This is a genomic window from Phyllobacterium sp. LjRoot231 (genome assembly GCF_964253365.1).
GTDB lineage: Bacteria > Pseudomonadota > Alphaproteobacteria > Rhizobiales > Rhizobiaceae > Phyllobacterium.
Map to the genome: position 1 here is coordinate 277,037 of NZ_CAXUQT020000005.1, position 25,175 is coordinate 302,211.

At 58.8% G+C, this 25,175-nt stretch carries 18 protein-coding genes and 5 pseudogenes; 17 read left to right on the forward strand and 6 right to left on the reverse strand.

Going from position 1 to position 25,175, the window contains the following annotated elements; all coding sequences use genetic code 11:
* Positions 1-93: 93 nt before the first annotated feature.
* The 7 genes from ACSQ3H_RS32200 to ACSQ3H_RS32230 all read left to right on the forward strand — a co-directional run bounded on the left by ACSQ3H_RS32200 (position 94) and on the right by ACSQ3H_RS32230 (position 8,117).
* Positions 94-1,014: a D-ribose ABC transporter substrate-binding protein gene (locus ACSQ3H_RS32200; RefSeq protein WP_436121118.1), complete on the forward strand. Its 921-nt coding sequence runs from the start codon at positions 94-96 to the stop codon at positions 1,012-1,014.
* Between the two features lie 83 nt (positions 1,015-1,097).
* Positions 1,098-1,772, forward strand: coding sequence for a DUF2291 family protein (locus ACSQ3H_RS32205; RefSeq protein WP_436121090.1), 675 nt, complete (start codon positions 1,098-1,100; stop codon positions 1,770-1,772).
* Positions 1,772-3,322: a sugar ABC transporter ATP-binding protein gene (locus ACSQ3H_RS32210; protein WP_436121091.1), complete on the forward strand. Its 1,551-nt coding sequence runs from the start codon at positions 1,772-1,774 to the stop codon at positions 3,320-3,322. The genes ACSQ3H_RS32205 and ACSQ3H_RS32210 overlap by 1 nt, the downstream gene beginning before the upstream one ends.
* A gap of 50 nt (positions 3,323-3,372) precedes the next feature.
* On the forward strand, positions 3,373-4,386 hold the full coding sequence (locus ACSQ3H_RS32215) for an ABC transporter permease (protein ID WP_436121119.1): 1,014 nt from the start codon (positions 3,373-3,375) through the stop codon (positions 4,384-4,386).
* A complete protein-coding gene (locus ACSQ3H_RS32220; RefSeq protein WP_436121092.1) occupies positions 4,383-5,417 on the forward strand; it encodes a Gfo/Idh/MocA family protein in 1,035 nt (344 codons plus the stop codon). Before ACSQ3H_RS32215 ends, ACSQ3H_RS32220 begins: the two co-directional genes overlap by 4 nt.
* Entirely contained in the window at positions 5,414-7,339 is a 1,926-nt protein-coding gene (gene apnL, locus ACSQ3H_RS32225) for a D-apionate lactonase (RefSeq protein WP_436121093.1), read from the forward strand. Before ACSQ3H_RS32220 ends, apnL begins: the two co-directional genes overlap by 4 nt.
* 67 nt (positions 7,340-7,406) lie before the next feature.
* Entirely contained in the window at positions 7,407-8,117 is a 711-nt protein-coding gene (locus ACSQ3H_RS32230) for a transcriptional regulator NanR (RefSeq protein ID WP_436121094.1), read from the forward strand.
* Positions 8,118-8,616: 499 nt separating this feature from the next.
* Here ACSQ3H_RS32230 and ACSQ3H_RS32235 read toward each other — a convergent pair whose 3' ends face one another.
* Positions 8,617-9,672, reverse strand: a complete 1,056-nt coding sequence (locus tag ACSQ3H_RS32235) for an NAD-dependent succinate-semialdehyde dehydrogenase (protein WP_436121095.1) — start codon at positions 9,670-9,672, stop codon at positions 8,617-8,619.
* Positions 9,673-9,695: 23 nt separating this feature from the next.
* A pseudogene (locus tag ACSQ3H_RS32240) lies at positions 9,696-10,505 on the reverse strand (IS30 family transposase); the annotation flags it as partial.
* A gap of 58 nt (positions 10,506-10,563) precedes the next feature.
* Here ACSQ3H_RS32240 and ACSQ3H_RS32245 point away from each other — a divergent pair.
* A pseudogene (locus ACSQ3H_RS32245) lies at positions 10,564-11,451 on the forward strand (IS3 family transposase); the annotation flags it as partial.
* 823 nt (positions 11,452-12,274) lie between these two features.
* On the opposite strand, the gene ACSQ3H_RS32250 reads toward ACSQ3H_RS32245, so the two are convergent.
* Both ACSQ3H_RS32250 and ACSQ3H_RS32255 read right to left on the reverse strand, forming a co-directional pair.
* Positions 12,275-15,661, reverse strand: a complete 3,387-nt coding sequence (locus ACSQ3H_RS32250) for an AAA family ATPase (protein WP_436121096.1) — start codon at positions 15,659-15,661, stop codon at positions 12,275-12,277.
* A 140-nt stretch (positions 15,662-15,801) separates the two neighbouring features.
* Positions 15,802-17,223, reverse strand: a complete 1,422-nt coding sequence (locus tag ACSQ3H_RS32255; RefSeq protein WP_436121097.1) for an FAD-binding oxidoreductase — start codon at positions 17,221-17,223, stop codon at positions 15,802-15,804.
* Between ACSQ3H_RS32255 and ACSQ3H_RS32260 the strand changes: the two genes are divergently transcribed.
* The 9 genes and pseudogenes from ACSQ3H_RS32260 (at position 17,222) to ACSQ3H_RS32300 (ending at position 23,069) form a co-directional block, all read left to right on the forward strand.
* Positions 17,222-17,479, forward strand: coding sequence for a hypothetical protein (locus ACSQ3H_RS32260; protein WP_436121098.1), 258 nt, complete (start codon positions 17,222-17,224; stop codon positions 17,477-17,479). The two genes, ACSQ3H_RS32255 and ACSQ3H_RS32260, sit on opposite strands and share 2 nt — an antisense overlap.
* Positions 17,480-17,658: 179 nt before the next feature.
* Positions 17,659-17,958 (forward strand): annotated as a pseudogene (locus ACSQ3H_RS32265) (IS6 family transposase); the annotation flags it as partial.
* Positions 17,959-18,058: 100 nt separating this feature from the next.
* Positions 18,059-18,217, forward strand: a complete 159-nt coding sequence (locus ACSQ3H_RS32270) for a hypothetical protein (RefSeq protein WP_436121099.1) — start codon at positions 18,059-18,061, stop codon at positions 18,215-18,217.
* A gap of 147 nt (positions 18,218-18,364) precedes the next feature.
* Positions 18,365-18,697 carry a type II toxin-antitoxin system RelE/ParE family toxin gene (locus tag ACSQ3H_RS32275; protein ID WP_436121100.1) on the forward strand — a complete coding sequence of 111 codons (333 nt, stop codon included), beginning with the start codon at positions 18,365-18,367 and terminating at the stop codon, positions 18,695-18,697.
* 5 nt (positions 18,698-18,702) lie between these two features.
* Positions 18,703-19,041: a DNA-binding protein gene (locus ACSQ3H_RS32280; protein WP_436121101.1), complete on the forward strand. Its 339-nt coding sequence runs from the start codon at positions 18,703-18,705 to the stop codon at positions 19,039-19,041.
* A 144-nt stretch (positions 19,042-19,185) separates the two neighbouring features.
* Positions 19,186-19,260, forward strand: a pseudogene (locus tag ACSQ3H_RS32285) (IS6 family transposase); the annotation flags it as partial.
* Between the two features lie 309 nt (positions 19,261-19,569).
* Complete coding sequence (locus ACSQ3H_RS32290; RefSeq protein WP_436121102.1) at positions 19,570-21,798, forward strand: LuxR C-terminal-related transcriptional regulator; 2,229 nt, start codon at positions 19,570-19,572, stop codon at positions 21,796-21,798.
* A 124-nt stretch (positions 21,799-21,922) separates the two neighbouring features.
* On the forward strand, positions 21,923-22,333 hold the full coding sequence (locus ACSQ3H_RS32295; protein ID WP_436121103.1) for an ester cyclase: 411 nt from the start codon (positions 21,923-21,925) through the stop codon (positions 22,331-22,333).
* Positions 22,334-22,403: 70 nt separating this feature from the next.
* Positions 22,404-23,069 carry a hypothetical protein gene (locus ACSQ3H_RS32300; RefSeq protein WP_436120313.1) on the forward strand — a complete coding sequence of 222 codons (666 nt, stop codon included), beginning with the start codon at positions 22,404-22,406 and terminating at the stop codon, positions 23,067-23,069.
* Between the two features lie 328 nt (positions 23,070-23,397).
* On the opposite strand, the pseudogene ACSQ3H_RS32305 reads toward ACSQ3H_RS32300, so the two are convergent.
* Positions 23,398-23,526: pseudogene (locus ACSQ3H_RS32305) on the reverse strand (helix-turn-helix domain-containing protein); the annotation flags it as partial.
* A gap of 126 nt (positions 23,527-23,652) precedes the next feature.
* Complete coding sequence (locus tag ACSQ3H_RS32310) at positions 23,653-25,086, reverse strand: ISNCY family transposase (protein WP_436115277.1); 1,434 nt, start codon at positions 25,084-25,086, stop codon at positions 23,653-23,655.
* Between the last annotated feature and the right edge of the window lie 89 nt (positions 25,087-25,175).

A 25,175-nucleotide genomic window follows, 5' to 3' on the forward strand; every position in this document is an offset into this window, starting at 1 on the left:
ACTCTGTGGGAGGACAGAGGAAGACCACCTGGAAATAACAATCGATAATTGTGTCACTCGGGAGGAGAAACCATGACATTCTTGAAGAAACTAATGCTCGCGACTGCGACAACCGCGCTTTTGGCGGCATCGCCTGTCAGTGCCAGTGCGGCTGATCTGATGGCCATCATCACGCCGTCACACGACAACCCGTTCTTCAAATCGGAAGCGGAAGGGGCAAAGGCGCGTGCTGAGGCATTGGGTTACGAGACGATCGTGCTTGTTCATGACGATGATGCCAACAAGCAGAACGAACTGGTGGATACGGCGATCGCACGTGGCGCGAAGGCCATCGTTCTCGACAATGCGGGTTCCGACGCTTCGGTTGCTGCAGTCCAGAAAGCCAAGGACGCCAAGATCCCTTCCTTCCTCATTGACCGCGAGATAAACGCGACAGGAATTGCTGTCTCGCAGATTGTTTCCAACAATTATCAGGGTGCGACGCTCGGCGCTGAATTCTTCGTCGAGCAGATGGGAGAAAAGGGCACCTTTGTCGAACTGGTCGGGCGCGAAGCTGATATCAATGCCGGCATTCGCTCCAAGGGTTATCACGACGTCATCGATCAGTATCCAGACATGAAAATGGTTTCCCGCCAGTCGGCGAACTGGAGCCAGACGGAAGCCTTCGCCAAGATGCAATCGATCCTTCAGGCCAACCCCGATATCAAGGGCGTCATTTCCGGCAACGACACCATGGCGATGGGCGCTTGGGCAGCCCTGAAGGCGGCCAACCGAACCGACGTGATCCTGGTAGGTTTCGATGGCAGCAACGACGTGCGCGACTCGATCAGTGAAGGGGGCATCAAGGGTACGGTTCTCCAGCCTGCCTATCGCCAGGCCGAAATGGCTGTTGAGCAGGCTGACATATACATCAAGACCGGCTCGACGGGTCAGGAAGAAAAGCAGTTGATGGATTGCGTTCTGATCACCGCCGACAACGCCAAGAAGCTTGAAACCTTTGCGATGAAGGATTGAGCAAGCAGGGCATGACGGGCTTCGCAACTTCCCGTCATGCCCTTTCATGTTTCCCCTGATCCGGATGCTCGCGGGTAAAATTGATGACAATCAGAACCAACGTGCTTGTCGCCATCTCGGTCGCCAGTGTGGCACTAGGGATTTCGGGCTGCAAGCTTAAGAAGAATGAAGCGGGCAGCGCGAAGGCTTCCGGCCAACTCGAAATATTCTTCGACTCTTCGGACTTCAACGCCGACAAGGTCGTGACCGATGTATGGTCGCCAAAGGTCGAGCCATTTATGCGCGACAAGGCTCATTCGTTTGGCGAGGTTCAATCGGCATTGGCGAAGGATGCGAAGAGCGCTGGCTCCGAATATGGCTACAGCGAAAACCCTGCCCAAAATCCCTATAGCTTTATCGTCAAGCTTGATGGCAAGGTGGTTGACGCCAATACCAAATCCAGAGCCGCATACATCGAAGTCGATACGAATGGGGACGGCAAAAGCGATGCAAAAGTGCAACTGGGTCCGGTCGTCCGCGGCACGGCTCTGCGTGATGTCCTGCCGTTCATCCCGTTCAGCGCCTTCAAGAATCAGATTGAATACGCCAATGTCGGGCGTGCACTGAACAACCACGTCTACGACACCAAGCTATCGAAGCTCGACCGCGAAAATCTCATCGGAAAGCAGGTGAGTGTGACTGGCGCTTTCGGTACCCCGAGTGCAGGCGCCGAAATCCTGATTACGCCGTCTGACCTCACAGTCACGGATGGCCAGTAATGAACCCTAGTGATCACGATGTCGTATTGAGCGTCCGGGGTGCAACCAAGGTTTACCCAGGAACTGTTGCACTTAAGTCTGTGGATTTCGACGTTCGCAAGGGCGCTGTAAACGTACTCGTTGGCGAAAATGGTGCTGGCAAATCTACGCTGATGAAGATTATTGCCGGGGTCGAACAACCCACCGAGGGCAGCATACTGCTGGATGGCGAACCGGTTCACCTGACCAGCACCCAGGATGCAATTCAAAACGGAATTGGAATTGTGTTCCAGGAACTCAACCTTTTCCCGAACATGACGGTAGCGGAGAATATTTTCATCACACGCGAGCAATGCCGCTTTCGTGTGGATATTGACCGGAAGGCGCAGGAAGAAAAATCCCGCGCACTAATGCGCCGCCTGGAACACGACATTCCGGTTAATCGCCCGGTCGGAGAACTGCGGATCGGCCAGCAGCAGATCGTCGAGATCGCCAAGGCTTTGTCCCAGGACGCCAGGATACTGATCATGGACGAGCCGACATCCGCATTGAGCGCCACGGAGGTCGAAATCCTGTTCCGCGTCATTGCAGAACTGAAGGCACAGGGGGTCGCCATCGTTTACATTTCGCATCGCCTTGAAGAACTGGTTCGCATCGGCGATTTCATCACCGTCCTCAGGGACGGGAGCATCACCGGCTCAAGATCGATGAAGGATGTCGATGTGCCGTGGATCGTACGCAGCATGATCGGAGCTTCTTCCAAAGACTATGCCAAGACGGCTGAGCACAAATACGGCAATGAGATATTACGGATAGAGGATGTCACTCTCCCGAGGCAAGGCGGCGGTTATACCGTCGACCACGTCTCGCTTTCGCTACGGGCGGGTGAAATCATCGGTATCTATGGCCTGATGGGAGCGGGGCGAACAGAATTATTCGACTGCATTATCGGCCGTCACAGGCATGCGAGCGGCACGGTCACCGTCGATAATAAAGCATTGCCAAAGGCAGATATTCTTGAGCGGATGAATGGCGGTCTCGCGCTCATACCCGAGGACCGCAAGGCCGAGGGTTTGATCCAGATCATGTCAGTCAGCGATAATATGACCTTGGCAAGTCTCTGGAATTACGTGCGAGGCGTACAGATCGATCGCAAGAAAGAACGTTCCGCAGTCGCAAGCTATATTCGCAGTCTTGCCGTCAAGATCGCGAATCCGGAAAACGAGGTGGCGTCGCTATCGGGCGGAAACCAGCAGAAGGTGGTCATTGGCAAGGCACTGATGACCGATCCCAAAGTGCTGCTCATGGACGAACCGAGCAGGGGTATCGACATTGGCGCCAAGGCGGAGGTGTTCCGCACCATGCGCAAGCTTGCAGCGGATGGGCTCGGCATTCTGTTCGTCACTTCCGATCTCGAAGAGGTCATGGCGTTGTCGGACCGCATCGTCGTCATGTCGAAAGGCCGGATCACCGGTGATTTCGAGCGCGAGGAAGCCACGGAAGAGGCTGTGGTCGCGGCATCGAGTATCGGGCACGACGTAAACAATCAAACAGTGGAGGCTCGATCATGAGTGCTACCATCGCCAAGCAGGTACCCGGATTGAATTCAAGTTCGGCTGTGATGGCGCTCCTGCATATGCGCACCTTCATCGCCCTGTTTCTTGTCCTGATCTTCTTCTCCTTTGCTGCGCCGAATTTCCTGAGCACTGCCAACATGGTGATCATGTCGAAACACGTGGCGCTCAACGCCTTCCTTGCGATCGGCATGACATTCGTCATCATCACCGGAGGTATTGATCTTTCTGTTGGATCGATCGTTGGTCTGTCTGGGATGGTTGCAGGTGGACTGATCATGAATGGGCTCAATCTTGGTCCGATCGGTTATACTGTCTATTTCAATGTTATCGAGGTCGTTCTGATCACATTGGCCGTTGGCGTGTTGATCGGCGCACTCAACGGATTTCTCATAACCCAGTTGAATGTCGCACCATTCATCGCAACACTCGGCACCCTTTATGTGGCACGTGGTTTTGCCCTCCTTTCATCGGACGGGCGCACTTTTCCGAACCTCGTGGGAAATGCCGAGCGCGGAACGACTGGATTTCCCTTTCTCGGATCGGGATTGATCCTCCGCATCCCTGTATCGATCTGGCTGCTTGTCGTTGTCGGATGTGCTGCGGCTTACATCGCAACGCGCACACCGCTCGGGCGCTTCATTTATGCCGTCGGCGGTAACGAACGGGCGGCTGCCTTGTCCGGCGTTCGCGTCAATCGCGTGAAGATGTTCGTATACATGTTCTCAGGCTTCTGTGCCGCAATCGTCGGTCTGATCATCTCCTCCGAACTGGTGGCCGCCCACCCAGCAACAGGCGAAAGCTTTGAACTTAACGCGATCGCCGCGGCAGTCCTTGGCGGAACCTCAATGTCCGGTGGTCACGGCAGGATCGGCGGCACAATCGTCGGCGCATTCGTGATCGGAATTCTTTCCGATGGCCTTGTGATGATGGGTGTCAGCTCGTTCTGGCAGATTGTCATCAAAGGCTTGGTGATCATTGCCGCTGTTGTTGTTGACCAGTTCCAGAGAAGATTGCAACAAACGCTTGCCCTGCAGCAACAAGCGGCGATCGGAGGTTGAAAATGTTGAAAGGGGGTATGATTGGTTGTGGTTTCTTTGCCCACAATCATCTGCATGCCTGGCAGGAAATCGACGGAGTTGCCATCACGGCTCTCTGTGATCGCGACGAAGCCAGGCTGAAGGAAGCCGGGGAGAAGTTTGGGATTTCGCGACTCTATACCGATGCGGCACAAATGATCGCTGGCGAATCCCTCGACTTCGTCGATATAGCAACGACTGTCAAAACACACAGGCCCCTGGTCGAACTGGCCGCAAGTGCCGCCCTTCCGGTCATATGCCAGAAACCCTTCGCCGAAAACCTGATCGATGGCCGGGCAATGGTGGAGGCATGTGAGCGCGCCGGTGTGCTCCTGATGGTGCACGAGAATTTCCGCTGGCAAGCACCGATCCGTGCTGTCCGCGCCGTCCTTGACGATGACCGCATCGGCGAAGTGTTCTGGGGCAGGGTCTCCTTCCGCTCGGCTTATGACGTGTTCTCGGGCCAGCCATATCTTGCAACATCGGACCGATTCATCATCGAGGATCTCGGCATCCATATTCTCGATATTGCCCGGTTCCTCTTTGGAGACGTCGGTCACTTGTCAGCGGCGACAAGAGGGGTCAATCCCAGGATCAGGGGCGAGGACGTCGCCACCATGCTGATGGTTCACGAGAACGGTGTGAATAGCATTTGTGACTGTAGTTATGCCACTGCATTGGGAGATGAGCTTTTCCCGCAGACATTGCTGGAGATCGACGGCAGCCGCGGCACGATCCGGTTGTCTGCAGACTACCATCTGACGATACACAGCGACGGTGTTACCGAGAAGCAAACAGTCGCTCCCATTCTTCATCATTGGGCCAGCAGGCCGTGGCACAATATTCAGGAAAGTGTCTACAGCATCCAAAAGCACTGGGTGGGATGCCTTGCTTCTCGACGAGTACCGGAGACGTCCGGACAGGATAACTTGAAAACCATGGCTCTGGTGGCGGCCGCTTATCAATCGGCCGCCGGAGATCTCACGCCGGTCGATGTGAAAGCTTTGGTATGACGATAGCCGGGTTATCCCGTTCAGTCAGACTTTTTGGAACGGATGCGCCGGTAACCGAAGTGCAGCACTTGAGGGCCGGGGAACTGGAGGTGGAGTTCGCCCAAGGGAACTTGAGAGCCATCCACTTCAAAGGACACGAGATCGTGCGAGCTATCTCCTACGTCGTTCGCGACCGCGACTGGGGTACATTTGATCCGGTAATCAGCGGTCTCACCGTCGATACGCAACCTGAATATTTCGAGTTGCGGTACGCAGCTCGCTGCGGCGAAGGTTTGAGTTACACAGCGGCAATTCGAGGTCACACTGACGGGATCCTGAAATTCTCGGTAACCGCAATACCAGATTGTGACTTCGAGACCAATCGCTGCGGGTTTTGTGTGTTACACCCGATTGTTGGTGTCGCCGGAAAACCGGTCACTGTCGGGCATTGTGACGGCACCAAAGAAGATGCAGTTTTTCCGGATCTGATTGATCCCTGGCAACCGTTCAAATCGATCCGTTCGTTGACCCACAGCCCGGCGAAGGGGATAGTAGCAACCTGCCGTCTGGTTGGCGATGAGTTTGAGATGGAGGATCAGCGCAACTGGTCGGACGCTTCCTATAAAACCTACGTCCGTCCGCTCGCTTTACCTTGGCCGTACATCATGCCGGCGGGCATTGCCAATACCCAGGCGGTTGAGCTCGACCTCAAAGTTTCGCCGTCGGCGACGCGTAGTACCAGCAGCCTTAATGCGGTCCGGGTGCGCGTTTCCAACAGGCCGACGGGCCGCAGATTTGCGGAAACGGGACTGCTCATCACGCCCGAAACATTGCAGGGTACACTTGACCATTACGCAGCACTGGAAGAAATCGCCCCAGGCTTCCTCCTTTGTCATCTCGACCCAACAGTGGGCCACAGCCAGGATGAACTGAACGGCTATGCCAAATTGCAAAGCCGGACCAAATGCCCGGTCAGGCTTGAATATATCGCCGTTGCTCGTGGTGATTTGAATGATGAGTTTCGCGAGCTGGCGACGAAAATCCAGCGTTCCGGACTTCGGTTGGACGCGATGGTTGTGTGCCCATCCGTTGATCGTCAGTCGACGCCACCAGGAAGTACCTGGCCGGAGTGTCCACCGCTGTCCGACATCTACGGATCTGCCCGCGAGGCCTTTCCCGGTCTCGCAATTGGTGGGGGCATGGTGAGCTATTTCACCGAACTCAATCGCAAGCGGCCACCGGTGGCGATGCTGGACTTTGTCACCCACGGCACAAATCCTATCGTCCATGCCGCCGACGACACCAGCGTCATGCAGACGCTTGAAGCGTTGCCTTTCATCTTTCGCTCCGCAAGGCAGATCATGGGTAATGATCACACTTATCGTCTAGGCCCATCATTCATACCGATGCGACAGAACCCCTATGGTTCGCGAGTGTTCGATAACTCAGATGGACGGAGGACGATGGCGAAGATGGACCCGCGGCAGCGTGGGATATTTGCGGCCTCATTTACCGCCGCCTATGCAGCGCGCGTCGCAGAGCACGACATTTCCTCGTTTGTTCCTGCAAGCTTGTTGGGCTCCACCGGTCTTCTTGACGATGCGGACAACAGGTATCCTGCATTCCATATCGTCAGATGGCTGTGCACCCTAGCTGGTCAATCCGTGATCGCAAGCTGCTCGGACGACCAAGCGAAGGTATTGTCGCTAGCGTGCTGCGACCGTGCGGGACACTTAAGCGTCCTGCTTTCGAACATTACCGCAGACCCCCTTACTGTGACACTCGATCCAGGGTCACCAAAGAGCATACCGACGATTGCGACGATCGATGAGGATAGTTTCCCTGGGGCCGGGGTTCACACAGAGGAACCGCCTGTTGGCGAAGGGCAGTTTGAGCTTCAATTGAAACCCTATGCGGTGGCACTCCTGCACTATAAGGTTTGACTGCGTGGAAGGCAGTCTGGCACTAGACTGATAATTGCAAATGAAGGTTTCGGGAGTCCTTTGATTCATGAAAAATCTCGATGATCGAATCGTCAGAAGAAAGCTCTCGGATGAAGTTTTTGACCGATTGCACGACCTCATCGCCAGCGGCGAAGTGGGTCCTGGCGACGAGATGCCTTCTGAACGGGATCTCATGGAACGGTTCGGCGTCGGCAGGCCCGCGATCCGCGAAGCTATGCAAAGTTTGCACAATATGGGGCTGATCTCGATTTCGCACGGAGAGCGCGCCAAGGTTAGCGCCCTGACAGCGCGAACGATGTTCAAGCAGATCGATGTTGTTGCCCGCATGCTGATGCTGACATCGCCAGAATCGCTTGAACACCTGAAGGGTACTCGGCTTTTTTACGAACGCGGTTTGGTCCGCATCGCGGCCGAACGGGCGACGCCAGTTGATATCGATGCACTTGAGGCAATCCTTGCAAGTCAGAAAAGCCACTATGGCAATTCCGAACTCTTCATTGATGACGATATCGCATTCCATCGCAAGATTGCGTCCATTTCTGGCAATCCCATCCTTGAGGCTTTGAGCGAATCGCTCCTGAAATGGCTGTTCGAATACCACATTGAAATGCTGATCTGGACCGGTCAGGAAAACGTGACACTTCAGGAGCATGCAGCCATTCTCGATTGCATCAAGGCTGGCGATCCTGACGCAGCGGAACGTGCCATGGTCATCCATATTGAGCGTTCGAGGGGTTTGTACGCGGTGAAGCGCTAGACGAATGAAGTGATCGCGAAGTGGCCTGAACGCACCGGCCAGGCGGCCGGCAATAACCGAATGGCCGCCATCAAGGAGCCTGCTCAATATGCCAGAAACATCCTTGACGGTCGCAGGAGCGACCTGGGCCTCAATCAGTGAACGCTGGAAGAACGCCTCAGGGACTTTCGTAAGGGCCGCATCGAGATCGGATCGTGTCGTCACCAACGGCAGCCGGTAATCTTTGTCCCATAACTGGTACGGCATCGGACCACCGGAGTTCCAATTCCGCCCCCCGCATCCGTAAATCTCGCTGATTATATGATGGTCCCTATCGGCAAGGCTAATCCGCGGCCACATTGTCGTAGGACGCAATACAGAGACTCCGCATTGCGTCGACTGAAGACCGCCCTATGACAGTGGCGCTATTGAAGTGAGGAAAAAGCGCTTTGAGATCCATCACTAGCGGAGGAGTTCACCATTCCAGCGGCATGACCGTAGCAGAAATCATGCTGCTGGATTACATCTCGGTCACGAATTTAGTTCTCAGAAATGCGTCGAGACCTTCCGTTCCGCTTTCCGAACCATAACCGGATTCATTGATGCCACCGAAAGGCGTTTCAGGTGTTGAGACCATCATGTGATTGACACCGACAAGGCCGGCTTCAAGTTCAGTCTCTGTCTTCTGAGCCAGACTGCCGTTACGGGTGAAGACAAAGGAAGCCAGTCCATAGGGAAGCGAATTTGCACGTTCGATGACTTCATCGAAATTGTTGAAGGTTGTCGTCGGCGCTATCGGTCCGAATGGTTCTTCCGACATTATCCGCGCATTGTCCGGCACGTCTCGTAGAAGGGTGGGCGCGTAGAAGTAACCTTCATTTCCAAGGCGCTCACCACCGGTAACGACTTTCGCCCCGACGGACAGGGCGTCATTTACAAGTGCATCCATGGCATCGAGCCGGCGTGGTGCGATCATTGGGCCCATCTGCACTCCTTGTTCGAGACCGTTGCCCACTTTGATCTTGCCGGCGCGTGCGGCAAAGCCTTCGATGAAGCGTTCATAAATGGAATCGTGGACATAGAAGCGCGTGGGTGAGGTACAAACCTGGCCCGCATTGCGAAACTTGAACGCCACAACTGTGTCGAGCGTTTTTTCCAGATCCGCGTCTTCATAAACGATGACGGGCGCGTGCCCGCCAAGTTCCATCGTGCAGCGCTTCAGTGTGTCTGCCGCCTGTTTTTGCAGAAGCTTGCCGACCGCCGTCGAACCCGTAAGCGATACTTTCTTCGGAATGGGCGATGCAACCAAATAGGACGATACTTCGGCCGGAACGCCGAAAACGATATTGAGAACGCCCGCAGGCAGACCTGCATCCTGAAAGCACCGCGCAAGGGCAACGGCGGTTCCGGGCGTCTCCTCAGCGGGTTTCAATATGATCGAACATCCAGCACCGAGGGCCCCGGAAATTTTCCGAATGGTATTGCTGGCAGGAAAATTCCATGCGGCAAAGGCTACAACGGGCCCGACGGGTTCTTTGAAGACCATCTGGCGCACGCCGGGAATACGAGCAGGCACGATGCGTCCGTAGGCGCGTTTGCCTTTCCAGCCACATGCACAAGAACAATGTACCGGGATTTCCGCTCGACGAGAGTCGCAATATGGCTGTTGGCACTTCCAGAAAGAAGGTCTCCCTCCCAGTGGCCAGGAACTGCACGATCTTCAACGTCAGCAGGTCGCTCCCGGATCGAAACGGCGTCAATAATCTGACCGCGTGGCTGACCTTGTGTCGTCGATTTCCTGCTACGTCGCATCATGCGGTTCGTTCGCAAGTGCGCGAGCAGTTCTTTCTTCAGGACACCGCGAGCCTGAATGAAAAGGCTTTTATAGATCGTCTCATGAGACACGAGCATCGTCTCGTCGCAGTGGGAGAATTTTACTTTTAGCCATCCAGCGATCTGTTCAGGGGACCACTGGCACGCCAGTTTCCCGGCCACGATAGCACACAATGCCTGGTTCCGGGTCAGCAGGCAGGGTTTGGGACGGCAAGCCCGTTGCCAGGCGCGTTCGTCAGCTCTTACCGCTCGATAGTGCCTTCGTCCGTCATTACGGTTGATCTCACGGCTTACCGTGGATGCTGACCGTCGTAACCCTGCAGCTATGCTGCGAACGGACATGCCCGCAGCCAGCCCCCTGGAAATCTCTTCGCGTTCATATAAACGAAGTGACCGCGAGGATCGTTTACGATCCGTCGGCTGAATTCCACCTGTCGCGGACAAGACGCCGTGAACAGAGCCTGCATGTTTGCCGAGCGCACGCCCGATATCACTGAGAGACTGGCCATCTTTCCAGCGTTGCCAAAGCTCTTTCTTCTGTTGTTGCGTTAAACCTGGTCGACCTGTTCTCGCCATCGTGAGCCTCCGGATGCTTCATGAAATCAATCATGTTGCGTTGACCGGTTGAACCCACCGCAGCCTACTTTGCAAGGGACGCGATATGAAGTTCGCATTCATTGCAAAGCACCGTTCGATCTGGCCGGTGGCATGGCTCTGCGAAGCGCTGGGGGTTTCCCGTTCCGGCTTTCATGCCTGGCTCAACCGCTCGCCGAGCGACCATGCCCTCTACGACGAGGTTCTGTTGGACAAGATTGGGCAGAGTTTCAAGTCCAGCGACAGAACCTATGGTGCCCGGCGTGTCTGGCATGATGTGCTGGCTGAAGGGTTGTCGTGCGGTCTTCATCGCATAGAGCGGCTGATGCGTCAGAATGCGCTCAGAGCGAGGCCGCGTCGGCGCGGTCTGCCGAAAGATGCTGGCGACCGATCTATCATCATGCCCAATGTCCTGGATCGCCAGTTCGAAGCCGACAGACCGAACCAGAAATGGGTGGCCGACTTCACCTATATCTGGACGGCCGAGGGTTGGCTTTATGTTGCCGCCGTCATCGACCTGTTCTCACGCCGTGTCGTCGGCTGGTCGATGAATGCGAACATGACGGCGCAGCTCGTCACCGATGCCCTCATCATGGCGATATGGCGCAGAGGAAAGCCGGATGCGCTGTTGCATCATTCCGATCAGGGCAGCCAATACACCAGCGAACAGTTCCAGCGCCTGATGGGCGATCACGGCATCACCTGCTCCATGAGCAGATCGGGGAATGTCTGGGACAACGCAGCGATGGAAAGCTTCTTCTCATCACTGAAAACGGAGAGAACGGCACGAAAGGTTTATCGGACAAGAAATGATGCAAGGGCGGACGTGTTCGATTACATCGAGCGCTTCTACAACCCAAGGCGTCGCCACTCGACATTGGGCTATCTCAGCCCGAACGATTTTGAAACCAAGGTGGGATTAGCTTAACCTCGTGTCCGAAAAACCGGCAGCAGGCCATCCAGGCGAATAGGCTAGTGCGAGGTCGCGCGCGTTGGCCAATGGCTTGCTTGGCGTGATTTCAAGCTTACCCGGCTTGGGAAATTGGTGGAAGTCCAACGCTGCTGTGCGAAGGCTTGCTTTCGGATCTTGTGACAAGGCAGTCATACTCCTGTTGTGCCTCACGACAATACTTTCATGAGTGCTTCCTGTCTCGAATTAAAGCGTTAGCGGGGGCTGACGCAGCGTAATCGAATCCGGACCGCGCCTGAATCTCATCAGATCCCTTCATCGGTTTCAGCGTCAAGGAATGACATCCGCCATATAGGCTTGCTACTATCATCCGCGCGGACCGTATTGTAGTGATCCAGGAGGGCAAGGTTGTTGAGATGGGAAATCACGCCCAATTGCTTGATCAGTCAGGCGGCATCTATCGGCGCTTGCACGATGTGCACCTTACCTCTCGCGATTGGTAGCCGCCTTCTTACCGAGAGAGAATGGGAACCGCCAGGGGGGATGTCACATTAACTCAGTACAGAGGTTTTTCCATCGCGCCGCGCCGATTCTTAATGCGCTAACCCTCTGATTTTCGTTACACGAGACTTTACGCTTGACGAGTAGATAGCAGTATTTCTCGTTAATGTGACATCCCCGCTTTGGCTGATTGCGCGATATTGCTGAAGCTCCGGGCAGCAACAATCTATTTCTATCATCGAACGGCTGATCTTTGTGCGTGGTCTGGGCATTGATCCGTCCCACTGTAGCTCGTTAGCTGAAACGCCAATGTAGCGGCCCGATCGCCTTTCCCGGCGCATCATCGATGGTCAGAGTGGCATTCCGATCGCAGTTCGTCGAGCAGTGCTCGCCCCTCCAGAAGATCAGGCGTATCGAAGCCCTCGCTGATCGAGGCGTAAGGAGAAGCGAGGGTGTCGTACGCTTCCGCGGATTTACCCTCTGCACACAGATGCCGCGCAAGCCGGATGGCCGCCCGGAGCATGAGGGATAGAGTCCCTTGCGCCGTCGCAATCTCCACGGCACGCCGAAAGCAAGCCTCCGCTGGTCGGTACGTGGCAAGCGATAGCTCGCCCTCGAGGAGACGGAGCCGCGCGTTAGCCCAGGATTCCCCGTGGCGCTCAGCGACGGCGTCGGCCTCAGCGAGGGCGGTGCCCGCCTCCTCCAGCTGCTGCGTTTTGATGTAGAGCTCGACGAGGATCGCAAGATAGTGCGGCAGCCTGAGTCCGGCGCCGGTCGCGCGCAGATCGCGCAGACCATCGCGCACGCGCACGATACCCCGATCGAGATCGCCCTCTTCGGCGGACGCCCATCCGTCCATGATCGTGGCCCAGGCAAGATAATAGATGAACCCATACTCGGCACAGACTGCGTAGGCGGCGTCGGCATGCACGCGCACCATCGCCGGTTCGCGGCGAAACTGGTGCAGCATCGCAGCGTAGGCGAGCGCGACGACGAGGCTGAACGGGTGGTCGAGTCGTCGGGCCACCTCAATCGCTTCGCCGATGGCCAGGAGTGCACGATCCGCGAACCCGAGATGCCAGTTGACATGAGAAGCATAGGCGCGGCCGTGGACGTGGATGTTGACGCCAGCCGCGAACGCGTTGGCGGGATCACCGGCACGCTCGATCTTGCCGCGTGCCGCCTCCAAGTGGGTCAGGGCAAGGCCATGCTGGCCCAAGTGGAACAGGTTGAATCCCAGCGCATGATGGGCGTCAGCCTGGCGCACGAGGTCATCGCCTCGTTCGACCAGCTCGAGCAGTTCAGCGCTGAGCTCGCCCGCGTGGGTCAAATGACCGCGTACGTGATAGACGTGGCACAAGCCGCGCAGCGCTCGCGCGCGGTAGCTCTCGTGCCCTTGCCGGCGGGCGAGCTCCTCGGCTCTGGCGTAAGCCGTCTCGACTTGGGGTGCACCGAAGCCCTCGGTTGCGATCAGCGGCGGTCCCAGAGCCACCTGGACCTCGAGCTCCTGGCGCTCGCGCGCCTCGCTCGGCGGCGCGTTCTCGAGGATGGCGAGCGCTCTCGTCAGGTGACCGATCGCTTCCTTGTTGGCCGAGCGCTGCCGCGCCAATCGGCCGGCGAGCAGCCACCAATCTACGGCCCGGTCGTGAATCCCGGCCTCCGAGAGATGACGGGCCAGGAGTTCGGGCTGGCGCTCAACGACAGCGGGGAACTGCGCTTCGAGCGCAGCGGCGATACACGCATGAAGCTCCACTCGCCGGCTTTTGAGGAGGGTCGCGTGGGCGACGTCCTGGATCAGCGCGTGCTTGAAGGCGTAGGTCGCGTTGGGCGGCTGGCCGCGCCGGAAAACCAAATCGGAGCCGACGAGCCTAACGAGCGCTTCGCTGAACGTCGGCTCTTGCAGCGGCGACACCGCGGCCAGGAGATCGTGATCGAACTCGCGGCCGATGCAGGCGCCGATCTGCGCCAGCTCCTTGGCCGGTGCCAGCCGATCCAGCCGGGCCATGAGCGAGTCCTGCAAGGTCGAGGGAATAGCGAACGCCGCCGGCACGCCGATAAGCTCGAGGTGGTCACCGAGGTCTCGCAAGAGGCCGGATTCGAGAACCGTCCTGGTCAGCTCCTCGACAAATAGCGGGATACCGTCCGTCTTGCTGGTGATCTGGGCCAGAACGTCCGCTGGCAACGCCTTTCCGCCGACGACGCGGCCGACGATCATCGCCACGTCGCCACGGACGAGCCGGGAGAGCGAAAAGGAGGTGACATGAGCGTGGCCGGTCCAGGGAGCGCTGAACTCGGGCCGGAAGGTGATCACCGTGAGAGCCCTCAGGCCCTGCACGCGTTCGGTCAGAAGATCCAGGAGCTCCATCGTCGAAGGGTCGATCCAGTGCACATCCTCATAGACGGCTAGGACCGGCTGCTGGCTGCACAGGGCTTCAAACTGCCGGAGCAGGACCTCGAAGGTGCGCTGCTTCTGGCGCTCGGGCGTCAGATCCAGAGCCGTGTAGCTCTCGACCGGCAGCGATAACAGGGCGGCCATGAGCGCCCTCGCGTCTTCGTCGAGGCGCTCGGCATAAGGGTTGAGGAATGTTTCCAGCTTGCTGAGCTTCTCCTCCGGCACGTCCTCGCGAGCGAATCCGGCGGCCCTCTCGAGCTGCCCGATCACTGGAAAGAGCGCGCTGTTCATGTGGTAGGGCGAGCAGAAATGGCTCAGCACAGCGACCGGTTCCTGGGCGAGCGCCTCGCGTAGCGCCAGGACAATCCGCGACTTACCGATTCCGGGCTCGCCGGAAAGCAGCACCACCTGACCCTCCCCGGCCTTGGCCCGTCGCCAGCGCTCGAGAAGCAGCGCCAGCTCCGCGTCACGCCCGATGATCGGCGCCAGCTCCCTGACATGGAGTGCCTCGAAGCGGCTCGCTGCGCGGCCGGGTCCGAGCACACGGAACGCCCGGGCCGGCACCGTTAGTCCCTTGAGCGGCTGGAGCCCGAGATCCTCGACCTCGAACAACGCGCCTAGAAGCTTTCGTGTACCCTCGCCGATCACCACCTCGTTGGGCCGCGCGAGCGTCTCCAGCCGGGCGGCAAGATTGGGCGTTTCGCCGACGACCGCCTCCTCTTGGGCCGCCCCCTCGCCGACAAGGTCGCCCACGACGACCACGCCTGTGGCGATGCCGACCCGGGCTGCGAGCGGCTCGCCGGTCGGGGTCGCCAGACGTCCGACTGCCTCAACGGCCGCCAGGCTGGCCCGCACGGCGCGCTCGGCCTCGTCCTCGTGCGCCGTCGGCCACCCGAAATAGGCGAGCACCCCGTCGCCCATTAACTTGGCGACATGGCCTTCGAAGCGAGCGAATCCACCCGTCACCGCGTTCTGGTAGGCTCGGAGAAGTTTGCTCATGTCCTCGGGATCGAGTTTGGTCGAGAGTGCCGTCGAGCCGACCAGGTCGACGAACACGACCGTAAGCTGCCGCCGCTCGGCCCCGGCTCGCGTCGGTTGCGCTGACGGCAGGGCCACCGGCTGCGGCTCAGCTGTCACGCCACGTGCCAGGTTTTCGCCGTGCAAGGCCGCGATTGCCGCCAGGAGCTTGCGGCGGTGGCCGATCGAGGTCACGCCGAGGCCGACCAGGTCTTCCGCTGTCAGCTCAGGCAGAATGTCGGCGCCTATATCGTTGTCGCGGAACGCCTGCTCGTACTGCGAGAGTTGCAAGCTGCGCAGCCAAGTCCCGATGTCCACATCCATCCTCCACCAATCGCCGGGAGCGAGGCCCCAACAGGCAAGAGCGCTTCGCGCGGCCCGAACGGCAAACGGCCAGTGTCACGGCTCTGAAGGCGGCACTCCGGCGGGCAGATCACGGCCTGGCATCAACGGCAACCTTACGCTGGTCGGACGTTCTGGTTCATGCGGAACAGGTTGGTTGGATCATAGCGACGCTTGACCTCCACCAATCGGCGATAGTTTGCGCCATAGGCCGTCGCCACCCGGTCGGTCTCATCGGCGGGCATGAAGTTGACGTAGGCCGTGCCGGCGGCGTGCGGCGCGGCAGCGTCGAAAAGTTTCCTGGCCCAGCTTATGCAGGCTTGATCCATCGACGGCTCGCGCCACCGGGCATGCACATTCATGACAAAATGCGCGTTGCGCTGCGGAAAAGCGGTCGCCTCGACGGCGACGCGCCCTGCGACGCCGCCGACATGACCGATGAATATCTCGCATTCGGGTCCGGGGAGTTCCCGGATGGCCTGGGTCAGGATGCTGATGGCGCCGTCGGACAGCTCTGTGAAGTCGTGGGTCTTCCAGTAATTGCGCGCGCCGGGCGTGAGCAGTGGATCAAACGTCGCTTGCCAGCTCGTGAATGGGCGAGGCTCTACGACATCGACGATCGGACTGCCGAGCGAGCGCAACTCGGCCGTGGCAGGTTCGCCCGCCTTGATGTCACCGCTGTAGCACATCGCCAGGACGAGAATTTCACGGCCGTGCCATTCGCTCGGTAGGAAAGGTAGCGGTGGCGCCCGGCGCATGACCACCCAGCATGTCAGTTCATCCGGCGCCGTTTCAACGATACGGCGATATTCATTGAGGAGCTTGGCGGCATCATCGAAGGGATGAATGACCAGTCCGGCCAGCACCTGCGGCCCGAGCGCGTGAAGCTGGAACTCAAACGCCGTGATGACACCGAAATTGCCCCCACCACCGCGCAGGGCCCAAAACAGGTCCTGGTTCTCCGCGGCACTAGCCCGCACCAGATTGCCATCGGCCGTCACCACATCGGCTGCGAGAAGATTGTCAACGGTCAGGCCGAATTTGCGGGTGATCCAGCCGAAGCCACCACCAAGCGTCATTCCGGCCACGCCGGTGGTCGAATTGATGCCGGTCGGAACAGCGAGCCCAAAACCTTGCGTCTCTTTGTCCAGCTCCGCCAATGTCACGCCGGGTTCGACCCAGGCACGCTGCGATGCCGGATCGACCCGCACCGACTTCATCTGCGAGAGATCGATCAGCAGGCCGTCGTCGCAGACCGCGTTACCGGCAATATTGTGTCCGCCGCCGCGCACCGCGACCAGCAATCCATGGGTACGAGCAAATCGAACGGCGCTGATCACGTCCGCCGCTCCGGCGCACCGTACGATGAGGCCCGGATGCCGATCGACCATCGCGTTCCAGATGGTTCTCGCTTCGTCGTAGGCGGATGTGCCCTGATCGAGCACCTTGCCGCGCAACCCGCTCACTAACGCGTCGACCGCGACGGCATCGACGATCTTCATACCGGACTCCAAAGTCTTGAGATTGAGGCTTTCCATGGGCGCTTCCATTGCCGATTGTTCTGCTGCGGATGGTCTTGGGACGTACCGTCCGATCCCCTCGTTCGGCGCGCAGCTCATCCGGCTTAGAGGGCCGACAGAGGCGCGGCTTCCCTCAGTAGCTCGTGGCGGCATCGGCGCTGCCGTGGCGAGGGTGAGTGAGGACGGTTCGTGGCAACCATGGCGTGGCATCGAGCCGGCACATCAAATCCGGTCGTTCGCCGGTGTTGCCAAGGCCAAGCGTCTCTTGTTCTGACCCTAGGGCAGTAGTGAACGATACGCCGCTGTAACAGCTCTGTCACGCAAATTCCCTGCGACGTGGTCGAGATCTAGGCGTCGTCGGGGTTCAGTCGACCGCGATCAGCGGTTCTGTTGCAACCTTTTGGTTACCCGCAGCATGGCAATAAACCCGTCGATCATTTTAGGGGGATTTCGATGTTCAAGGGCCGCCAGTTCGACCAATCTGTCATCTTGTTATGCGTACGCTGGTATCTTGCCTACAATCTGAGCCTGCGCGATCTTGAGGAAATGATGGCTGAGCGCGGTATTCCGGTCGATCACACGACGATCCACCGCTGGGCCGTTCGTTATTCGCCGTTATTGCTGGAGCACTTCAACCGACACAAGCGTTGCGTCACCAGCAAATGGCACGTGGATGAGACCTACATCAAGGTCCGCAGCCAGTGGATGTATCTCTACCGCGCCATCGACAGCGTTGGCGATACGGTCGAGTGGTGCTGTCACATTGTTTGAACTAAGGCGCGGAAGGGCACCGCTCCGGTTCTCAGGCGAATTGATGCGCTACTGCATTCCACTCAGCCATAGGGTGGCTGAGATGAATGAAATAGCTGAATTTCTTGGACCTGATGATCCCGGCTCCGACCTTTTCAAAGCGATGGCAGAGGTTTTTGCCAAACTCGCCAAAGACGAGACCGCGGATGCGCAACTCGCAGGCGTTCTGAACAACGTGCTCGGTATCCCTGACAAACGCTGAAGTTTCTCTCTAGGCGATTACAGATCTTTAGGCACATCGAGAAAATGGCTCTTATCGTTGTTTTCAAGGGATCGATTGTCCACAAATTATGGCTTTGTACCGAGCACCCAATTGCATCAGGTTTCAAAGTGTCGTATATGACACTATATGAATATTCAGGTCGAGGTCTATGAAGATGAACGCGGAGCCCGACCTTTCGAGGAGTGGTTCGACCAACTCCCGGCCGCGCATGCCGCAAAAGTGACCACGGCTGTGGTGCGGCTTGAAGGAGGCAACCGTTCAGGATTGAAACCGGTAGGAGAGGGTGTCTCGGAATGGCGGATTGATTGGGGTCCCGGCATCCGCATTTATCTCGCCTTCGACGGAACGAGGCTCATAATCCTGCTCGGCGGTGGCACCAAAAGCCGGCAGCAGACTGACATTGCCCGAGCTCACCAGCGATGGGCCGACTACAAGCAGCGCAAGAAGACAAAGGAGTGAAGGCGATGGCACTTTCTCGCAGTTTCAAAGATACCGTTAAGGCGCGGGCTGAGCGCGATCCGGAGTTTCGAGCAGCACTTCTCGGAGAGGCTGTCGAGGCCTTCGCGGCTGGTGACGCCGCTTCCGGGAAGGCGCTGATACGAGATTACATCAACGCAACCGTCGGCTTTGATCAGCTCAGCGAAGCTGTGGCGATGGATCCGAAGAACCTGATGCGGATGTTCGGGCCGCGAGGCAATCCACGCCTTGCCAATCTTTCAGCGGTTCTTCGGGAGCTCAACCGTCGTGAAGCGATACACTTCAAAGTCGAGCCCGAGCGTTTGCTGGGTGGGCAGTCCGTTTAGCCACAGGCTCCCACCATGCCTGTGGACTTCCATAGATAAGTCGCGAATGTTGATGCGGTACAACACGGCTGCAAGAGCTGATTTCATCAACGGGAGCTGTCACGTTATTTTTGACTTAACGGTTCGGGGCTAATTCGTTGAGAAATGAGTAAGCCCGACGTCAGCTACAAGAACCATCGCTTTCCACCGCAGATCATCGCCCATGCAGTCTGGCTCTATTAGAGGGCATCGCGTTGAAAGTACGCCAAACAACGCTAAGGGAGAACAAACGGTGAATTTGGTGGGCGTCGTTTTGAAAGGTGCCCCGGGTCGCTCGCAGTCAACTGTGTCGGCCACTGGAACGAGCAAGGAGCGCCATATCCGGACCTCCATTTGCGCGACCGGGAAGGTCGTGTCTCGGCACCCCGCTGCGGTCATCTAGAAGTGAGTGCCGAACTCCCGGAATCGATCGCCTTCGGCAATCCGGCGCGATAGACTCCCCGCCCGCCACCTAATAAAATCTCGCGTGCTGTATATTACGAGGAAGTCATGGCTGAGGAACGCATCCAACGTCGACTGGCTGCCATAATGGCTGCCGATGTGGTGGGCTACAGTCGGCTCATGGGTGCTGACGAGGCCGCTACGCTTGTTGCACTCAAGGCGCATCGCAAGGAATTGGTCGACGCCAAGATCGCCGAGCATCAGGGGCGCATCGTCAAGCTCATCGGCGACGGCATGCTGGTGGAATTCGCGAGCGTCGTGAACGCCGTCGCCTGCGCTGCCGAGATCCAGCGCAAGATGCGCGAGCGCAATGCGGACGTGCCCGAGGAGCGGCGGATCGAATTCCGCATCGGCATCAATCTCGGCGACATCATCGGGGATGAGAACGACATCTACGGCGACGTCGTCAATGTCGCGGCGCGGCTCGAAAGCATCGCCATGCCCGGTGGCATCTCGGTTTCGGCGTCAGTCCGCGAGCATATCGGAAATCGGCTGGACATCGCGTTCGAGGACACCGGGGAACAAGTTCTGAAGAACATCGAACGGCCGGTGCGGGTCTATCGCGTGACGCTCGGACCGTCGACGACAATGGCGGCGATCGGCGCAGGCGTTGATGAGCGGCACCCGAACGCATTGAGCGACACCATGCGCGCCGAGCTTGAGCAAGGCCGTGACTGCTATCGCCGGCGTGCCTGGGCAGACGCATTTGCCGCTCTCTCTCGCGTCGATCAAGAGATGCGGCTCGAGGCTGAAGACCTCGAGCGCCTGGCGATGTCGGCCTTTCTGACGAACCGGGACAACGATTGCTTGCGAGCTCTTGATCGGTCGCATCACGCCTACCTCGATGCTGGAGAGTGCATGCGCGCCGTGCGTGCCGCGTTCTGGCTGGGCTTCCGCCTCGCAGGGCGGGGGGAGATGGGGCCTGCGACCGGATGGTTCGCCCGCGCGCAGCGGCTGCTGGAAAACGAGGCCGCCGACTGCGTCGAGCGAGGCTACCTCCTGCTGCCGGCCGTCGAGCAGCAACTCGCGGCCGGCGATCGCGACGCAGCCTTCAGGACGGCGACCGCGGCCGTAGAGATCGGTGAACGTTTCCAAGAGGCGGATCTGGTTGCCGCCGCCCTGCATCTGCAGGGGCGCGCGCTCATCAGGAAAGGCCAGATCGAGTCAGGACTCGCTCATCTCGACGAAGCCATGGTCGCAGTCACTGCGGGCGAACTCTCGCCGCTCATGACAGGGCTGATCTATTGCAGTGTCATCGCGGCTTGCCAAGAGGTCTATGCATTGAGCCGTGCACGGGAGTGGACATCCGCTCTCGCCCAGTGGTGCGATGCGCAGCCTCAGATCGTGGCTTTCACCGGCTCCTGCCTGGTGCATCGTGCCGAGGTCATGCAGCTCCGCGGCGCCTGGCGGGATGCGATGGTGGAGGCCGGCCGGGCCTGCGAGCGCTTTCTCAAGGGGATCGATCCGCAGCCTCCCGCCCCGGCATTCTATCAGAGGGCGGAGATGCACCGCCTCAGAGGCGAGCCTGCCGCAGCCGAGGAGGATTATCGGCGCGCCAGCCAATTCGGGCGCGAGCCGCAGCCGGGCCTCGCCTTGTTGCGGCTGGCCCAAGGCCGCAAGGAAGCTGCGGCCGCTGCGATCCGCCGCGTGATGAGCGCAATCACAGATCCGCTGCGACGAGCGCGACTCATGCCCGCTCATATCGAAATCGTGCTGGCCGTGGGCGAAATCGAGGAAGCAGACTGTGCCTGCCGTGAACTGGAGGAGATCGCAGCAGTCTTCGACACAGGCGTGTTGAACGCAATGGCGGCGCAGGCCCGCGGCGCTGTCGCGCTGGCCGGAGGCGGCGCCGAGGCCGCGCTGGTTGCGCTGCGCCGCGCCTTCGAGGTCTGGCAGGAGATCGAGGCGCCCTACGAGACCGCATGCGTCCGCGTCCTGGTCGGCCTTGCCTGCCGTGTCCTCGGAGACGAGGATGGTGCCGAACTGGAGATGGCCGCCGCAAGAGCCACGTTCGAGCAACTCGGCGCCGCGCCGGACCTCGCCCGAATCGACGCGCTCACACTCAGCGGCCAGTTGGGTAAGCGCCATGGCTTAACCCCGCGCGAACTGCAGGTGCTGCGGCTGGTCTCCGCGGGCAAGTCCAACGGGGCCATCGCCGCCGAACTGTTCCTGAGCGAGCGGACGATCGAGCGGCACGTCAGCAACATCTTCACCAAGCTCGACCTGTCGTCCCGGGCGGCGGCCACCGCCTGGGCCTATGAGCACAAACTCATCTGACCAGCAGGTTTCGCATGGGTGGAATCACTCATGCCACTGCCCGCGCAAATTGGGCATTTCCCCCGAAGCGCGATAGCCCTCCGCCGTCGTAGCCTCATGCGTATAGGTTCGAAGGAGGAATCCAATGTCAGAGCAAAACAAAACGCTGGTGCGGCGTGTCGTTGAGGAGGTCTACAACCAGGGAAATCTTGCAGTGGCCGACGAACTGTCCGCCAGCGACCTGGTCATACATCAGACATCGCAGCAGATCCGCGGGCGAGGGGCCAAGCAGTACGTCGCGGCGCTGCGAGCCACGTTCCCCGACCTTCACATGACAATTGAAGACCAGATCGCCGAAGGGGACCGGGTGGTGACCCGCTGGACCGCTCGCGGGACGCACACTGGCGAGTTCCAGGGTATTCCCCCCACCGGCAAAGAGGTTCGGGTGGCGGGAACAAACATTGACCGCATCGCCGACAGCAAGGTCGTGGAATGCTGGAGCCATGTGGACGAGCTGGGCATGATGCAGCAGCTCGGCGTGGTCCCAGTCACCTGAGCCGGGGCTAGGCTCATAGCGATGACAGCTCCGCTCTTGCGTTCTCTTGTGCGGAGCAAAGGAGGAAGTCATGACCGAGGCAACAAGAACCCGATACCGGGCTGCCATTATCGCGATCGCACCTGTGATGCTGGCCGCCGGGTTCCTCTATCATCCATTCATCCCGAACCTCACCGATACCGCGGCGGTCGCGGCGGCCGCAACTCAAGACACGTTTCGGTGGGGGCTTTCGCATCTGATGGTCGGGGTAGGCTCCGGATTCATAGCCCTTGCCTTCCTTGCCATCCGCAGTCGGCTCCGAGACGCAGGGGAAGAGCGTTGGAGTGCTGCGGCGCTGCCATTCGTCGTCATGGGCTCGACGCTTTTCGCGATCCCGCCCGGGATGGAGTTCACAGTGCTGGCTGCGGTCGAGACCAGGGCCGAAGTCGCGGCGGCGCAGGCGGCAGTCGATCCGTGGTTTCTTCCCGTCCTGCTGACGGGCTCGGCCATCTTCGCGCTCGGAATCCTCGGCTTCGCGCTGGGGATCGCCCGCAGCGGCATTCTGAGCCCCCGCCAGAGCACTGTCGTCTTCGGGGCGCTGGTCGTCATGGCCCTTGTGCGCTTCGTGCCGCTCGGGCTGGTCCTATTTTATGTCGGGGGCGGAGCCACGATCCTGGCACTGTGGCCGCTGGCCTACGAGATGTGGCGACGATCGGCAAAGCGGCCTGCTGAGCAAGCGCGAACCGAGGCTGGCTGATGTGCGCACCGTGACCGTGTGAGCTTGATCGGCGGGAGGGCAAATACCGGTACAGCATCAGCTCGCGGCCATGCTGGCTGTAAGCGAACCGATAGATGGTTTCCGTGCAGATACGAACAGGACTGACGCCATCGGTCTTCAATCGTCCGGCGATCTGTTCGGGTGACCAGCTATTGCGCAGACGATCGATCACCATAGCGCGCAAGCCTGGATAACGGACAAGCTTGCGCCGGACATGACGGCGGCGCAAACACAAGTCGTTAGCCGTCAGCGGGTAATAGCCGCTGTACTGTTTGAATTGCATGTCGTGGAAATGGTTGCGTTTCAGTTCACGATAATTCGTCGAACGATACCGGCCAAGCAGGCTGGCGATTTCATCCACGGACAGTTTCTTTTCTCGATACCGATACAGTTTGCGACGCTCATCCAGATCGAGCTGCACGTAGAGGCGAGGCATGCATTCTTCTCCAAAGCTAACACGTTGATATCTTTGACGTGTCGCGCTTCGAAATAGAACCCACCCCGCGCTACACACAATGTTGCAACCAAGTAGAAATGTCGCATGTTCTGCAAAGTAGAAATGTCATCCTGACATGCGCCGAGGCGTGTTGCCGGGCAGGGCGGAGACCTCAATATCGCAGCCCGGACCGGCGACAATAGAGGGAGCACTTGCCACCTGTTCACAGGCTCGGCGCTCAATCATCTGATCAACCCGGCCCTTTTGTCCGGGTGGTTTGCGGCCGCGTTTTTGATAAGCAATGCCCTCGCTGTTGGTCTTCACCTTCGGTGCCGGCAATGGATCCTGCTGAGCCTTGATAAACGACAGCACATCGCCCAGCCGTTTGTTCTCGGTCACCGCTGCATGGGTGACACGCTGATCCTTGTCGAACATCCTGTAGGGCAGGGTTATGCCTTTCCAGCGCATCTCGAGACGGCCGTCGGCAAAGGCGTAAGTGTCGATATATTTGCCGACCAGACCCCGACTGATCTCGTTCTCCTCCAGCATGATGCGCTTGCGCTCATAGGAAAACGCCAGCTGCTCCCCGACGTAACGCTGTTCCCGCTTGCACAGAATGTCGCGCATTCTGTCCGGAACGACATTGAGCGGCCGGTGCAGATTGTTCGGCTTGATCGGAGAAACCGCAAATCGCGCATTGAACCGCTCCGTGAAGCCGTGCAGAAACGCGTTGCCGGCAGTCATATCGCCGATGCCTGCCAGCCGCAGTTCCTTGACCAGACGGTCCTGCAAGGTGCGATTGACCCGTTCGACCCGGCCTTTCGCCTGGCTCGAATTGGCGCAAAGTATCTCAATGCTGAGTTCCGAGAGCGCCCGGCCGAACTGGGTCATGCCCTGGCCGCCCTTGGCGTCCTGCTTGGTAACCCGGAACACCGAGTGCTTGTCGGAGTAGAATGCAACCGGACGGCCATGGGTCTTCAGGTAAAGCTCCAGCGCCGCAAAATAGCTGAAGGCGCTCTCCGAGCGGACAAACAAAAGCTGCATCAGCTTCCCGGTTGCATCGTCGATGAACACAAGCAGCGTGCACGCATCGCCGCGATCCTCAAACCAGCGATGATCGCTGCCGTCAATCTGGATCAGCTCACCGTAATATTCGCGCCGTAGCCGCGGCTGGCGAAACGTCCGGCGCTGCTTGCGCGACAGCCATAAGCCATCATCCGCCATCCACTGGCGCAGCGTCTCGCGCGAAACCGAAAATCCATGCTCACCAAGCTTCTCGGCGGCCAGCGTCGGACCAAAGTCCGCATAGCGCTCCCGGACCAGCTGCAGCGCGAGCTCACGCACGCCGTCGTTGATACGGTTGTTCGACCGCCGGCCGCGGCTGCGGTGCCGAAGTGCCGTCGCACCTTCAAGACAAAATGTCCGCATGATCCGTTGCACCTGACGTACACTCAGCGACAGCACAATTGCCGCTGACGCAATCGTCCGACGCCGCTCAATAACCTCTGACAAAACCTCGATACGATGCAGTTCGCGTTCGCTCATTAAAATCAATCCCAAAATCCGCACCCCAAATCTCGTTGCAACAAGCGAGAAGGTGACACAGCGACGTTTCTACTTTGCAGAAACAGGACATTTTAACTTTGCGG